Raw genomic sequence first — 13746 nt, 5'->3', positions numbered from 1 at the left:
GGGCAAGAGCGCCGTTCGTGCATTGATGGGTCAGGCGATCGGACGGTCTGTCGGCGCGATCGGGCGGGGGAGGACGTTCCGGTTCGTGAGGTACGCGTCGACCCCGGCCGCAGCGGCCCGGCCCTCCGCGATCGCCCACACGATGAGTGACTGGCCGCGGCCCATGTCACCCGCCGAGAAGACGCCCTCCACGCTGGTCATGAAGTCGCTGTCGCGCGCGACGTTGCCACGCTCGTCGAGCTCGACCCCCAGGTCGGAGAGCAGCTTGCCCTTCTCCGGCCCCACGAAGCCCATGGCCAGCAGCACGAGCTCGCACGGCAGCTCCCGCTCGGTGCCCGGGATCGGGACGAACCGCCCGGACTCGTCGCGGCTGACCTCGACCAGGCACAGCGCCCTGAGCCTGCCCTCGTCGTCGGCGAGGAACTCGGTGGTGTTCACCGAGTACAGCCGATCACCGCCCTCCTCATGAGCCGAGGAGACGCGGTAGACCATCGGGTAGGTCGGCCACGGCATGGAGTCGGTGCGGCGCTCCGGAGGTGTGGGCAGGATCTCCAGCTGCGTGACCGACAGCGCGCCCTGGCGGTGGGACGTGCCGAGGCAGTCGGCGCCGGTGTCGCCACCGCCGATGATCACGACGTTCTTGCCCGCCGCGGTGATCGGCGGTGCGTCGATGTCGCCCTGCTGCACGTGATTGGCCCACGGCAGGAACTCCATCGCCTGGTAGACGCCCTCGACCTCGCGTCCCGGCACCGGGATGTCACGCCACGCCGTGGCCCCGCCGGCGAGCACCACAGCGTCGAACTCCGACCGGAGCTCCTCCACCGTGACGTCCACACCGACGTCGACCGACGCCCGGAACTCGGTGCCCTCCGCGCGCATCTGGTCGAGCCGCCGGTCGAGCCGGTGCTTCTCCATCTTGAACTCGGGGATTCCGTAGCGCAGCAGCCCGCCGATGCGGTCGGCCCGCTCGAAGACCACGACGTCGTGCCCCACGCGGGAGAGCTGCTGCGCGGCGGCAAGCCCCGCGGGCCCGGAACCGACGACGGCCACCCGCCGTCCGGTCCGCGTCTCGGGAATCTGTGGGGTCACCCACCCCTCGCGCCAGGCGTGGTCGATGATCTGCAGCTCGATCTGCTTGATCGTGACCGCGTCGCTGTTGATCGCCAGCACGCAGGCGGTCTCGCACGGCGCCGGGCACAACGTGCCCGTGAACTCGGGGAAGTTGTTCGTGGCGTGCAGCCGCTCGACGGCCTCGCGCCAGTCACTGCGGTAGACGAGGTTGTTCCACTCCGGGATGAGGTTGCCCAGCGGACAGCCCTGGTGACAGAACGGGATGCCGCAGTCCATGCAGCGACTGGCCTGCCGCTCCAGGTGAACGTCGGGGAACTCCTCGTAGACCTCTCGCCAGTCCATCAGTCGCAGGTCCACCGGCCGGCGGTGCGGGGTCTCCCGGGGGACCTTGAGGAAGCCCTTCGGGTCAGCCATGTGCGGCCTCCATGATTGCTTCGTTCACGTCGCGACCGTCGCGCTCGGCCGCCTCGCGGGCCTGCAGCACCCGCTTGTAGTCCTTCGGCATGACCTTGCCGAAGCGCTCGACGGCGATGTCCCAGTCGGTGAGCAGCGCCCGGGCCACGGCCGAGTCGGTCTCCGCGTGGTGGCGCTCGACGGCGGTGCGCAGGAACGCACGGTCGTCGTCGCCGAGCGGGTCGAGGTCGACCATCTCCGGGTTGACCCGGTTGGCCAGGAAGTTGTCGCCCGCGGCCAGGTCGAGCACGTAGGCGACCCCGCCGGACATGCCTGCGGCGAAGTTGCGTCCGATCCTGCCCAGCACGACGACGTGGCCGCCGGTCATGTACTCGCAGCCGTGGTCGCCCACGCCCTCGACGACGGCCGTCGCGCCCGAGTTGCGCACGCAGAACCGCTCGCCGACGACGCCGCGGATGAACATCTCACCGGACGTGGCCCCGTAGCCGATGACGTTGCCGGCGATGATGTTCTCCTCGGCGGCGAACGGTGCCGCGGGGTCGGGCCGCAGCGTGAGCCGCCCGCCCGAGAGCCCCTTGCCGAAATAGTCGTTGGTGTCGCCGACCAGGCGCAGGGTGATGCCCTTCGGGACGAACGCGCCGAAGCTCTGCCCGGCCGAGCCGTTGAGCGTGACGTCGATCGTGTTGTCGGGCAGGCCCTCGCCGCCCCACCGCCGGGTGAGCTCGTAGCCGAGCATCGTGCCGACGGTGCGGTTGACGTTGCGCACGGGCAGGTCCAGGTGGACCTTGTCGCCCAGCGTCAGAGCGCCCTCGCACAGCTGGATCAGTGTGTTGTCCAGCGCCTTCTCGAGCCCGTGGTCCTGGTCCTGCGTGCGGTGGCGGGAGGCGTCGGCAGGCAGCTCCGGCGTGTAGAACACCGGTGACAGGTCGAGACCCTCGGTCTTCCAGTGCCGCACGGCCTCGTCGGTGTCGAGCACCTCCGCGTGCCCGACGGCCTCGGCGACCGACCGGAAGCCCAGCTCAGCCAGGTGCTCACGCACCTCCTGCGCGATGAAGCGCATGAAGTTGACCACGTACTCCGGGCGCCCGTCGAAGCGTTTGCGCAGCTCAGGGTTCTGCGTGGCGACGCCGACCGGGCAGGTGTCGAGGTGACAGACGCGCATCATGATGCAGCCCGACACCACCAGCGGCGCGGTGGCGAAGCCGTACTCCTCGGCACCGAGAAGCGCGGCGATGACGACGTCGCGGCCGGTCTTGAGCTGCCCGTCGGTCTGCACCACGATCCGGTCGCGCAGCCCGTTGGCCAGCAGCGTCTGCTGGGTCTCGGCGAGGCCGAGCTCCCAGGGGCCGCCCGCATGCTTGATCGATGACAGCGGCGAGGCCCCGGTGCCGCCGTCGTGCCCGGAGATGAGCACGACGTCGGAGTAGGCCTTGGCCACGCCCGCCGCGACCGTGCCGACGCCGACCTGGCTGACCAGCTTCACGTGGATGCGGGCCCGCGGGTTGGCGTTCTTCAGGTCGTGGATGAGCTGCTTGATGTCCTCGATCGAGTAGATGTCGTGGTGCGGGGGCGGTGAGATCAGCCCGACGCCGGGTGTGGAGTACCGCGTCTCCGCGATCCACGGGTAGACCTTGCCGCCGGGCAGCTGACCGCCCTCGCCGGGCTTGGCGCCCTGCGAGATCTTGATCTGGATGTCGTCGGCATTGACCAGGTACTCGCTGGTCACGCCGAACCGGCCGGACGCCACCTGCTTCACGGCGCTGCGTCTGCTGTCGCCGTTGGCATCGGGGGTGTACCGCTCGGGGTTCTCGCCGCCCTCCCCGGTGTTCGAGCGGCCGCCGAGACGGTTCATCGCGATCGCGAGCGTCTCGTGCATCTCCTGCGAGATGGACCCGTAGGAGATGGCCCCCGTGCCGAACCGCTTGACGATCTCCTCCACCGGCTCGACCTCGTCGATCGGCACCGGCGGACGCAACCCCTCCTTGAACCGGAAGAGCCCGCGCAGGGTCATGAGCCTGGCCGCCTGGTCGTCGACCTGGCGGGTGTAGTCCTTGAAGATCTCGTAGCGGCCCGACCTCGTGGAGTGCTGCAGCTTGAACACCGTCTGCGGGTTGAACAGGTGCAGCTCGCCCTCGCGGCGCCACTGGTACTCGCCGCCGGTCTCCAGCGACTTGTGCTGCCGGCGCACCCCGTCGGCGGGGAAGGCGCGGCGGTGGTGCTGGAGGACCTCATGGGCCAGCACCTCGAAGCCGACCCCACCCAGCCGCGACGTGGTGCCGCGGAAGCAGGCGTCGATGACCTCCTCGCCCAACCCGACGGCCTCGAAGATCTGCGCGCCGGTGTAGGACGCCACGGTGGAGACGCCCATCTTCGACATGGTCTTGCGCACGCCCTTGCCCAGCGCCTTGACCAGGTTCTTCGCCGCGGTCGGGGCGTCGACGCCGGGGATGTCGCCGCGCTCGGCGAGATCCTCGGCAGTGGCCATCGCCAGGTAGGGGTTGACCGCCGCCGCACCGTAGCCGAGCAGCAGCGCGATGTGGTGGACCTCGCGGGCATCGCCGGACTCGACGATCAGGCCCACCATCGTGCGGGTGCGCTCCCGGACGAGGTGGTGGTGGACCGCGCCCGTGAGCAGCAGCGACGGGATCGGTGCGTGCTCCGCGTCGACCCCTCGGCCCGACAGCACGATGAGCCGGGCGCCGCCCGCAATGGCCTCGGACACCTCGGCCCTGATCTCGTCGAGCCGTGTCCGCAGCCCCTTCCCGCCGTCCGCGGCGCGGAACAGACCCCGCACCGTGTACGACGCGAAGCCGGGGAACTCACCGTCGTCGTTGATGTGGATGATCTTGGCGAGGTCGTCGTTGCCGAGCACCGGGAACGGCAGCACCACGGTGCGGCAGCTGGCCGGGCTCGCCTCGAGGAGGTTCTGCTCCGGGCCGAGCAGCGACCGCAGCGAGGTGACGAGCTCTTCGCGGATCGCGTCCAACGGCGGATTCGTGACCTGCGCGAACAGCTGGGTGAAGTAGTCGTACAGCTGCCGCGGCCGCTCCGAGAACGGGGCGAGAGGAGCGTCGTTGCCCATCGATCCGATCGGCTCGGCGCCCGCGCTCGCCATCGGCTTCAGGAGGATGTTGAGCTCCTCCTCGGTGTAGCCGAACGACAGCTGGCGCAGCGTCAGTGCCGTGTGGGTGGGCATCTCCCGCTCGCGCGGGGGGAGCTCCTCGAGCGGGATCACCCCGGCGTGCAGCCAGTCGGCGTAGGGGTGCTCGGCCGACAGCGCGCCCTTGATCTCGGCGTCGTCGACGATGCGGCCCGCTTCGGTGTCGACGAGGAACATGCGGCCCGGCTCCAGCCGGCCCTTGCGCACCACGGCGGACGGCTCGACGTCGAGCACGCCGACCTCGGAGGCGAGCACGACCGTGCCGTCCTCGGTGACCCAGTAGCGGGCCGGTCGCAGCCCGTTGCGGTCGAGCACCGCACCGATCTGCGTGCCGTCGGTGAACACGACGAGCGCCGGCCCGTCCCACGGCTCCATGAGCGTGGAGTGGAACTCGTAGAAGGCCCGGCGGGCCGGGTCCATCTCCTCGTGGTTCTCCCACGCCTCCGGGATCATCATCAGCACCGCGTGCGGCAGGCTGCGCCCGCCGAGGTGCAGCAGCTCCAGCACCTCGTCGAACGTGGCCGAGTCGCTCGCGTCCGGAGTGACGATCGGGGAGAGGCGCTCGAGGTCGCCCGGGATGAGGTCGGATTTCAGCAGCGCCTCGCGCGCGGCCATCCAGTTGCGGTTGCCACGCAGCGTGTTGATCTCGCCGTTGTGCGCCACGTACCGGTACGGGTGCGCCAGCGGCCAAGCGGGGAACGTGTTGGTGGAGAACCGCGAGTGGACCACGGCCAGAGCGCTCGTGACACGCTCGTCGGACAGGTCCGGGTAGAACGCCTCGACCTGCGGCTCGGTGAGCATGCCCTTGTAGACGATGGTGCGCGGCGACAGGCTGGGGAAGTAGGTGCCCGTCTCGTGCGAGACCCGCTTGCGCAGGCAGAAGGAGCGCCGTTCCAGCGCGATCCCGGTGGGAGCATCCGGGAGGTCCTCGACGCCGGCGACGAACAGTTGGCGGAAACTCGGCATGGCGGCGCGGGCGCTGGGGCCGATATCGGCCGCATCCGGTTTGACGGGCAGGTCGCGCCAGCCGAGGACCCGGAGGTTCTCCTCGGCGGCCAGGCGCTCGATCTCCAGGACTGCGGCGTCGGCCTTCTCGGCGTTCGCCGGCAGGAAGGCGGTGCCCACTGCATAGGCGCCCGCCGGGGGGAGCTCGAAGTCGACGACGGCACGGAGGAACTCATCCGGTACCTGGAGAAGAATGCCCGCGCCGTCTCCGGTGTTTACTTCGGCGCCTCGGGCACCGCGATGCTCCATCCGCAGCAGCGCGGTGAGTGCTTTTCGGACGATGGCGTGGTCGCGGCGACCGGCGAGGTCGGCGACCATGGCGACGCCACAGGCGTCGTGCTCGAACTCGGGGGCGTAGAGCCCCTTCGAGGTACCCGCTGGGTTCTCAGCCATGAGTGCCTCCTGTCGTCTCGGTGCGCACCCCGACACTTCGCATCGGGACGACGTGGTGTAGGAACGTCAAAGTAACGGACCGGTTCGGTCCGACGCCTGTTGTGGCGGGGACCGGTTGCGGCGCAGTGCGGTGACCCCGGTTGTCCCCCGGAGCCGACCTGACGGCCGTACGCCATCGTGAGGCGTGGCCGGCTCTTGCGCGCGCGTGCGAGCGCACACGTCAGCGGGTGCGGGATCGCCGGAGATAATGTCGCATGTCAATACCGCTATTCGCCAGTAAGAGCAGTAGTGACCACGATGACCAACGCGACGTGCCTCGTTTCGGCCAGGTAGCAGGTATTGTGTACGGTTCGTTAACGAACGGTGGTCGCCCCAGCACGCTGAGATGAGGCGCCGGGCGATGAGGGGCCGGACGATGATGAATGCTCGGGCGGTCCTGGCCGACGTCTCCCGGCTCGGTCCGTTCTTCGCGGTCACCACCGGTTCCGCCGAGGTCCCCGACGCCTGCTGGCGCCCGATGCTCGACCTCCGCACCGATCCTGCCCCGCTGCGCGACCGGATCGCGCACGTGCGCGGTGTCCTCGGCGGTCCCGACGGGCAGGACGTGGACGACAGGGTCGCCGCATCCATCGCGTTCCAAGGCATCGCCGCGCTCGTGGTGTCGGCACCGTTCGCTGCCGCCGTCCTGCACGGGGTGCTGCCGCGGCTGACCCCGCGGGCCCTGCACTGGCGCGCGACGGAGAGCGGTCCGTGGCCGCTGTGGTGTCCCGAGCCCGACGCGGTTCCCGTGCCGGACGTCACGTCCGCAGCCGAGGCGCTCGCCACAGCATTGCTCGACGAGCATCTCGAACCGCTCGTCACCGCCGTGCGTGCTCAGGTGGCGGTGGCCGAGCGGGTGCTGTGGGGCAACGCCGCCTCGGCGGTGGCGAGCGCGAAGCGGCTCGTGGTGGCACAGCGCCCCGAGGCGGCCGATCGCGCCGCAGCGGTGGCACAGCGGCTCCTCGCCGCCGGACGGTTCGCCGGCACCGGAGATCTGCTCCCGCCCGTGGATCCCGACCGCCTCTGGTCGTTCCGGCGGCGCAGCTGCTGTCTGTACTACCGCGTGCCGGGCGGGGGCCTGTGCGGCGACTGCGTGCTGCAGGCCAGGGAACAACGCGCGTGACGATCCGGCGGGCTCAGTCGAGCAGAACCTCGGCCACCGTCACCCGCACCATGACGTCCAGCCCGGTGTAGGCGGCCACCTCGGCGGCCACCTCGCGCTGCACCGCCACGGCGAGGTCGCGGCAGTTGTGCCCGAGCCGCGTCACGATGGTGATCGACACCTCGGCGGACCGGCCGTGGACCGTGGCGCTCACGCCCTGCACCGGGGGCCGGGAGCGGTCCTGCCCGAGCACGGTGCCCGCGATCCCGATGAGCGCCTGGGCCAGGTCCGGGCGCAGCGCGACGACGCCGGGCACCAGCCGGGCCCGGTGGGCCGCCACCCGGGCGACGACGGCGTCACCGACGTGCAGACGTACCGGTGGGTCGGGCTCGGTCATGTCGTGCCCTCCCCGAACAGGTCCACGACGTCGATGTCCACCCGCCGCACGGGAACCCCGAGCGCCTGCTCACCTGCCGCGATCACCATCTGGCGCACCCGCGCCGTCACCGACGCCAGGTCCACGCCGAAGCGGGCCGTCACGGTGATGGCGACGTCGGCGGCGTGCGGAGCCCCGCCCGCCGCATCGGCCCCGGCAGGCTGCTCGATCCGGCAGCTGCGCGCCCGCAGCCCGTCCATCCGGTCGACGACGTGACGCAGCACGGCCGCGGCCGCCGGCCGGCTCAGCCGCGCCGGTCCGTGCGGGGAGGACAGAGTCAACAGGTCGTGGGGGCGCAGCTCGGTGAGGACCGCGGCCATCACACGATCCATCATGGAAGGGGGTGGCTCCAGCTCCTGCGACGCCATGCGGTGCACCACCGCGTCCAGGCCCCGCGCGTCGGCGAAGGCGGCGTTGCAGTGCGGGCAGTCGCGCTCGTGCGCGTCGGGCGGTGTCCCGGCCGCCGCGCGGTCCCACGCCAGAGCCGCGTCGCGGCCGCACGCCAGCCGGGGGTCGGGCCCGTCGGGACCCTCCGCCTGCGAGCCCGCGTTCATCGCCACGGTCGCATCACCTCCGCCAGCTGCACCCGCGCGCGATGGATCCGGCCGCGAACCGCATCCTCGCTCGCTCCGGTGATGTGCGCGATGTCGGTGTACCCCAGCCCCTCCAGCTCGCGCAGCACCCAGCAGACCCTCAGTTCGTCGCGCAGGCCCGCCACGGCCTGCCCGAGCGCGACCATGCCGGCGTCGAGCTCGGCAGTGCGCTCCGGCGAGTCGGCGACCGCGGCCGCGTCGTCCATGCGGTCGACGGGCACCGGGCGCCTGTTGCGCAGCATCGCCATGCACCGGTTCGTGACCACCCGGTACATCCACGTGGAGAACGCGGACTCGGCACGGAACGCGCCGATCCGCCGCCACGCGTCGAGCAGCGCCTCCTGCAGGGCGTCCTCGGCCTCGCCGGGGTCGCCGAGCACCCGCACCGCGACCCGGTAGAGGGCGGCCTGGTGGCGCCGGGCGAGCACCTCGAACGACCGTGCGTCGCCCTCCTGGGCGCGCACCACGAGCGTCTGCTCGTCGAGCTCGGCTGGCCGCTGCTCCGGGCGCGCGGCGGACGCGTCGGGCGGGGACGGCGGCTCCGCCCACCCCCGGGTCGCTGCCACCACGGACACGGTAGCCGTACCCTGCTGCGATGTCCGTCCCCGGCCGTGCGGCCGAGCTCGCCGCCGCCGTGCTCGCCCATCCCGGGGTCGCGAGCCTCGACGGCGGCCCGTTTGGCACGGTCGCGTCCTACTTCGTCGGCGAGCGGGTGGTCGGCGTGCGGATCGGCACCGGCGGTGAACCCGTCGAGCTGGCCGTCGTCGCGCGGCTCGGCACCCCGGCGACGCCACTGCCCCGGCTGGCCGAGGAACTGGGGGCGGTCGTCCGCGGGTTGCTCGGCCCCGTCGCCGTGGAAATCACGTTCTCCGACGTCGTGACCGCCCCATCGACCGGCTCCTGACCGTCGTGGCGGTGAGCCTGCGGTGGCCCGGCGCGGTACGTCACTCCGTCTCGCCTAGACTCGCGGGAACGACCGGCCGCGCGTCCCTCCGGCGCCGCGACCGGGCACGCCTGAGGACCCACCTCGCCTGCGGCCCGCACCGTCCGCGTCGTGTGTCCCGACACTGCCCAGCACCGAGGAGTACCCCACCGTGAAGAGCACCGTCGAGCGGCTGAGCCCGACGCGGGTCCGGATCAACGTCGAGGTGCCGTTCGACGAGCTCAAGCCGGACTTCGACCGCGCCTACAAGAAGATCGCTCAGCAGGTCCGGGTGCCCGGTTTCCGCCCCGGCAAGGTGCCGGCCCGCATCATCGAGGCCCGCCTGGGCCGTGGAGTGGTGCTCGAAGAGGTCGTGAACGGTGCCGTCCCCGCCAAGTACAGCGAGGCCGTCACAAGCGCCGAGCAGGTCACGCCGATCGGCCGCCCGGACATCGAGGTCACCGAGATCGCCGACGGCGACAAGCTGGCGTTCACCGCCGAGGTCGACGTCCGGCCGGAGATCACGCTGCCCGACCTCGACTCGATCACCGTGTCCGTCGACGACGTCGAGGTCAGCGACGCCGACGTCGACGAGCAGCTGCAGAACCTGCGGGCCCGCTTCGGCACGCTCACCGGCGTGGAGCGCGCGGCGGCGAAGGACGACTTCGTCCTCATCGACCTGTCGGCCACCGTCGACGGCAAGCCCGTCGAGGAGGCCACCACCACCGGGTTCTCCTACCAGGTGGGCCAGGGCGGCCTCATCGACGGCATCGACGAGGCGATCGAGGGCCTGTCGGCCGATGAGTCGGCCACCTTCACCTCGAAGCTGGTCGCAGGCGAGTACGCCGACAAGGACGCCGAGGTCACCGTCAAGGTCACCGGGGTGAAGGAGCGCCAGCTCCCCGACGCCGACGACGAGTTCGCCCAGCTCGCCAGCGAGTTCGACACGCTCGACGAGCTCACCGCCGACCTACGGGAGCGGCTCGGCCGGGTGCGGCGGATGGAGCAGGTCACCCAGGCCCGCGACAAGGTGCTCGACGCGCTGGTGGACGCCACCGAGGTGCCGCTGCCGGAGTCCGTGGTCGCCGCGGAGGTCGAGTCCCGAGTGCACGACGCCGTCCACAGCTTCGACCACGACGAGGAGCGCTTCGCGCAGTTCCTCGAGTCGCAGGGCAAGAACCGCGAGGAGTTCGACACCGAGGCCCGTGAGGAGGCGGAGAAGTCCGTCCGCACCCGCCTCGTGCTCGACGCGCTGGCCGATGCCGAGGAGGTCTCGGTCAACGACCAGGAGCTCACCGAGCGCATCGTCTACCAGGCCCAGCAGTACCAGATGCCGCCCGAGGAGTTCGTGCAGCGCATCCAGGAGGCCGGCCAGCTCGGTGCGATCTACTCCGACGTCCGCCGGAGCAAGGCGCTGATCCAGGCCGTCCGCGCTGCCACTGTCACCGACGCGTCCGGGCAGGCCGTCGACCTCTCCGATGTGCTCGGCGACGACGACGGTGACCAGGCGCCCGAGGTGCCCGGCGACGAGAACGCCGCAGTCGAGGACACCGCCGAGAGCTCGGCTGCGGAGGGTCCGGCCGACGAGACTCCTGCTGCCGAGGAGCCCGCTGCGGACACGGCCGCAAAGGGCGCATCCGGTGACAAGGCACCCTCCGGCTCCTGACCGGCGCCGGATCCGCCACGCCCACAGCGAACAACGTGGCCGTACGCGGCGGGCCACCCGCCCGTCCGCGTAGGGTCGAACCCGACCAAACACGCGAGCTGACCAGCAGAAGGCAGGGTGAAGTGAGCCCACAGGACACCGGCCCGCGTAGCGCGGACCGCACGTTCGGAGCGGAGATGCGACGGGGCGCGCCCACGTCGATGACGTTGTCCGACTCGGTCTACGAGCGGCTCCTGCAGCAGCGGATCATCGTGCTCGGCCAGCAGGTCGACGACGACATCGCCAACCGGATCGCTGCGCAGATGCTGCTGCTGTCGGCCGAGGACCCCACGGCGGACATCTCGCTGTACATCAACTCGCCGGGTGGCTCGGTCACGGCGGGTATGGCCATCTTCGACACGATGGAGTTCATCGAGTGCGACGTGGCCACCTACGCGATGGGGCTGGCCGCCTCGATGGGGCAGTTCCTGCTGTCGGCCGGCACGCGTGGCAAGCGCTATGCGCTGCCGCACTGCCAGATCCTCATGCACCAGCCGTCGGCTGGTGTCGGGGGCACCGAGTCCGACATCGCCATCCAGGCAGAGCTGTTCCGCCGCCACAAGCGTGAGATGGCGGAGCTCATCGCCGGCCACACCGGCCAGACGGTCGAGAAGATCACCGCCGACTTCGACCGCGACCGGTGGTTCTCCGCGCACGAGGCGCTGGAGTACGGATTCGTCGACCACGTGATCTCGCGGGCCGGCGAGCTGCCGGACGCAGCCAGCCAGAACGGGAGCTCCAGGTGACCAGGTTCGAGATGCCGGGTGGCGGCGCCCCGTCACCGGCGCAGTCGCGGTACGTGCTGCCGTCGTTCGTCGAGCGCACCAGCTACGGGGTCAAGGAGTCGAACCCGTACAACAAGCTGTTCGAGGAGCGCATCATCTTCCTCGGCGTGCAGATCGACGACGCGTCGGCCAACGACGTGATGGCGCAGTTGCTGTGCCTGGAGTCGGCCGACCCGGACCGCGAGATCAGCATGTACATCAACTCGCCGGGTGGCTCGTTCACGTCGCTGATGGCCATCTACGACACGATGCAGTTCATCCGGCCCGACATTCAGACGGTCTGCCTGGGCCAGGCGGCTTCGGCTGCGGCCGTGCTGCTCGCCGCCGGCACTCCGGGGCGGCGGCTCGCAGTGCAGAACGCGCGAATCCTGATCCACCAGCCTGCCACCGAGGGCTTCTACGGCCAGGTGTCGGACCTGGAGATTCAGGCCGCGGAGATCACCCGCATGCGCCGGCTGCTCGAGACCACGCTGGCCAAGCACGCCGGCCGCACTCCCGAGCAGGTGCACGAGGACATCGAGCGGGACCGGATCCTCACGGCCGAGGAGGCCAAGGAGTACGGGATCGTCGACGAGATCATTCAGAGCCGCAAGCTGTCGGCTGTCTGACACAGGCAGCCGAGCCAGGGTGGTGCGTCGGAGGCCGTTCTTCGACCCCCGGCGCCTACCGTCCGCCGACCCGTCCACGAATCAGGGTGCGCTGATGCTCCCGCGGAGACGTGTTCGGCGGGTACCGTCACGAGGACACTCCTACCGGGCCCGCCGGACGGGGTAGCGCTAGATGGGATTTGGGGTCTGCACTCATGGCACGCATCGGCGACGGCGGTGACCTGCTCAAGTGCTCGTTCTGTGGGAAGAGCCAGAAACAGGTCAAGAAACTGATCGCCGGTCCTGGCGTCTACATCTGCGACGAGTGCATCGATCTCTGCAACGAGATCATCGAGGAAGAGCTGGCAGAGGCCGGCGAGGTGAAGCTCGACGAGCTCCCCAAGCCTGCTGAGATCCATGACTTCCTCGACCAGTACGTCGTCGGGCAGAGCCAGACGAAGCGCACGCTCTCAGTAGCGGTATACAACCACTACAAGCGCATCCAGGCGGGCGACAAGGGGCGCGGGGCCGACGGCGATGGCGTCGAGCTCTCGAAGTCCAACATCCTCATGCTCGGCCCCACAGGCTGTGGCAAGACGTATCTCGCACAGACGCTCGCGAAGCTGCTCAACGTGCCGTTCGCGATCGCCGACGCCACGGCGCTCACCGAGGCCGGGTACGTGGGCGAGGACGTCGAGAACATCCTCCTGAAGCTCATCCAGGCGGCTGACTACGACGTCAAGCGAGCCGAGACCGGCATCATCTACATCGATGAGGTCGACAAGATCGCCCGCAAGTCGGAGAACCCGTCGATTACGCGCGACGTCTCCGGCGAGGGCGTTCAGCAGGCGTTGCTGAAGATTCTCGAGGGCACCACCGCGAGCGTCCCGCCGCAGGGCGGCCGCAAGCATCCGCACCAGGAGTTCATCCAGATCGACACGACGAACGTGCTGTTCATCGTGGCGGGTGCCTTCGCGGGTCTCGAGAAGATCATCGGCGACCGGGTGGGCAGGCGCGGCCTGGGCTTCGGCGCGGAGATCCGCTCGAAGAGCGACCTGGAGTCCGCTGAGAGCTTCGGCGACACCATGCCGGAGGACCTCATCAAGTTCGGCCTGATCCCCGAGTTCATCGGCCGCCTGCCGGTGGTCGCCTCGGTCACCTCGCTGGACAAGGAAGCTCTGGTCAAGATCCTCACCGAGCCGCGTAACGCGCTGGTGAAGCAGTACCACAAGCTGTTCGAGATGGACGGCGTGGAGCTGGAGTTCACCGCCGACGCGCTCGAGGCGGTGGCCGACCAGGCCATCCTGCGCGGCACCGGCGCCCGCGGCCTGCGGGCGATCATGGAAGAGGTGCTCCTGCCGGTGATGTACGACATCCCGAGCCGCGACGACGTGGCGAAGGTCGTGGTCACCGAGCAGACGGTGCGGGAGAACGTGAACCCCACGATCGTGCCGCGGGTGCCCCCGCGTCGCGAGCGCCGCGAACGCTCCGCCTAACACTCAGGTCACGAATACGAAGACCGGCCCCGTCCGCG

Annotated in this window: 11 protein-coding genes; 6 read left to right on the top strand and 5 right to left on the bottom strand. The window is 70.3% G+C overall.

What is annotated here, in order from left to right:
* Positions 1-30: 30 nt before the first annotated feature.
* Both ACQPZQ_RS36805 and gltB read right to left on the bottom strand, forming a co-directional pair.
* Positions 31-1485 carry a glutamate synthase subunit beta gene (locus ACQPZQ_RS36805; RefSeq protein ID WP_433288709.1) on the bottom strand — a complete coding sequence of 485 codons (1455 nt, stop codon included), beginning with the start codon at positions 1483-1485 and terminating at the stop codon, positions 31-33.
* Positions 1478-6043, bottom strand: coding sequence for a glutamate synthase large subunit (gene gltB, locus ACQPZQ_RS36800; protein ID WP_433288707.1), 4566 nt, complete (start codon positions 6041-6043; stop codon positions 1478-1480). Before gltB ends, ACQPZQ_RS36805 begins: the two co-directional genes overlap by 8 nt.
* Before the next feature lie 415 nt (positions 6044-6458).
* Between gltB and ACQPZQ_RS36795 the strand changes: the two genes are divergently transcribed.
* Positions 6459-7205 (top strand): (2Fe-2S)-binding protein, encoded by a 747-nt coding sequence (locus ACQPZQ_RS36795; protein WP_433288705.1) that lies wholly within the window; start codon positions 6459-6461, stop codon positions 7203-7205.
* A gap of 13 nt (positions 7206-7218) precedes the next feature.
* Here the strand turns inward: ACQPZQ_RS36795 and ACQPZQ_RS36790 are convergent, their stop codons facing one another.
* The 3 genes from ACQPZQ_RS36790 to ACQPZQ_RS36780 are packed head-to-tail and all read right to left on the bottom strand — an operon-like array spanning position 7219 to position 8779.
* A complete protein-coding gene (locus tag ACQPZQ_RS36790; RefSeq protein WP_433288704.1) occupies positions 7219-7581 on the bottom strand; it encodes an Asp23/Gls24 family envelope stress response protein in 363 nt (120 codons plus the stop codon).
* A complete protein-coding gene (locus ACQPZQ_RS36785; protein WP_433299533.1) occupies positions 7578-8174 on the bottom strand; it encodes an Asp23/Gls24 family envelope stress response protein in 597 nt (198 codons plus the stop codon). Before ACQPZQ_RS36785 ends, ACQPZQ_RS36790 begins: the two co-directional genes overlap by 4 nt.
* Entirely contained in the window at positions 8171-8779 is a 609-nt protein-coding gene (locus ACQPZQ_RS36780; RefSeq protein ID WP_433288702.1) for an RNA polymerase sigma factor, read from the bottom strand. The genes ACQPZQ_RS36785 and ACQPZQ_RS36780 overlap by 4 nt, the downstream gene beginning before the upstream one ends.
* Before the next feature lie 29 nt (positions 8780-8808).
* Here ACQPZQ_RS36780 and ACQPZQ_RS36775 point away from each other — a divergent pair, with 29 nt between their 5' ends.
* The 5 genes from ACQPZQ_RS36775 to clpX all read left to right on the top strand — a co-directional run bounded on the left by ACQPZQ_RS36775 (position 8809) and on the right by clpX (position 13708).
* On the top strand, positions 8809-9117 hold the full coding sequence (locus ACQPZQ_RS36775; protein WP_433288700.1) for a hypothetical protein: 309 nt from the start codon (positions 8809-8811) through the stop codon (positions 9115-9117).
* A gap of 190 nt (positions 9118-9307) precedes the next feature.
* Complete coding sequence (gene tig, locus ACQPZQ_RS36770) at positions 9308-10801, top strand: trigger factor (protein ID WP_433288697.1); 1494 nt, start codon at positions 9308-9310, stop codon at positions 10799-10801.
* A 176-nt stretch (positions 10802-10977) separates the two neighbouring features.
* On the top strand, positions 10978-11586 hold the full coding sequence (locus ACQPZQ_RS36765) for an ATP-dependent Clp protease proteolytic subunit (RefSeq protein ID WP_433299531.1): 609 nt from the start codon (positions 10978-10980) through the stop codon (positions 11584-11586).
* On the top strand, positions 11583-12233 hold the full coding sequence (locus ACQPZQ_RS36760) for an ATP-dependent Clp protease proteolytic subunit (protein ID WP_379659380.1): 651 nt from the start codon (positions 11583-11585) through the stop codon (positions 12231-12233). Before ACQPZQ_RS36765 ends, ACQPZQ_RS36760 begins: the two co-directional genes overlap by 4 nt.
* Before the next feature lie 194 nt (positions 12234-12427).
* Positions 12428-13708 carry an ATP-dependent Clp protease ATP-binding subunit ClpX gene (gene clpX, locus ACQPZQ_RS36755; RefSeq protein WP_241037876.1) on the top strand — a complete coding sequence of 427 codons (1281 nt, stop codon included), beginning with the start codon at positions 12428-12430 and terminating at the stop codon, positions 13706-13708.
* Positions 13709-13746 lie beyond the last annotated feature (38 nt).

This window comes from Pseudonocardia sp. CA-142604 (assembly GCF_050948475.1).
GTDB classification, from domain to species: Bacteria; Actinomycetota; Actinomycetes; order Mycobacteriales; family Pseudonocardiaceae; genus Pseudonocardia; species Pseudonocardia alaniniphila.
This window is presented reverse-complemented; position numbering and strand designations above follow the sequence as displayed.

What these genes read in the sequence shown, in the direction of transcription:
- ACQPZQ_RS36785 (WP_433299533.1), bottom strand. Translation starts at nt 8,174, where the DNA reads ATGAACGCGGGCTCGCAGGCGGAGGGTCCCGACGGGCCCGACCCCCGG.
- ACQPZQ_RS36805 (WP_433288709.1), bottom strand. Translation starts at nt 1,485, where the DNA reads ATGGCTGACCCGAAGGGCTTCCTCAAGGTCCCCCGGGAGACCCCGCAC.
- ACQPZQ_RS36765 (WP_433299531.1), top strand. Translation starts at nt 10,978, where the DNA reads ATGCGACGGGGCGCGCCCACGTCGATGACGTTGTCCGACTCGGTCTAC.
- ACQPZQ_RS36790 (WP_433288704.1), bottom strand. Translation starts at nt 7,581, where the DNA reads ATGACCGAGCCCGACCCACCGGTACGTCTGCACGTCGGTGACGCCGTC.
- clpX (WP_241037876.1), top strand. Translation starts at nt 12,428, where the DNA reads ATGGCACGCATCGGCGACGGCGGTGACCTGCTCAAGTGCTCGTTCTGT.
- ACQPZQ_RS36775 (WP_433288700.1), top strand. Translation starts at nt 8,809, where the DNA reads ATGTCCGTCCCCGGCCGTGCGGCCGAGCTCGCCGCCGCCGTGCTCGCC.
- gltB (WP_433288707.1), bottom strand. Translation starts at nt 6,043, where the DNA reads ATGGCTGAGAACCCAGCGGGTACCTCGAAGGGGCTCTACGCCCCCGAG.
- ACQPZQ_RS36795 (WP_433288705.1), top strand. Translation starts at nt 6,459, where the DNA reads ATGATGAATGCTCGGGCGGTCCTGGCCGACGTCTCCCGGCTCGGTCCG.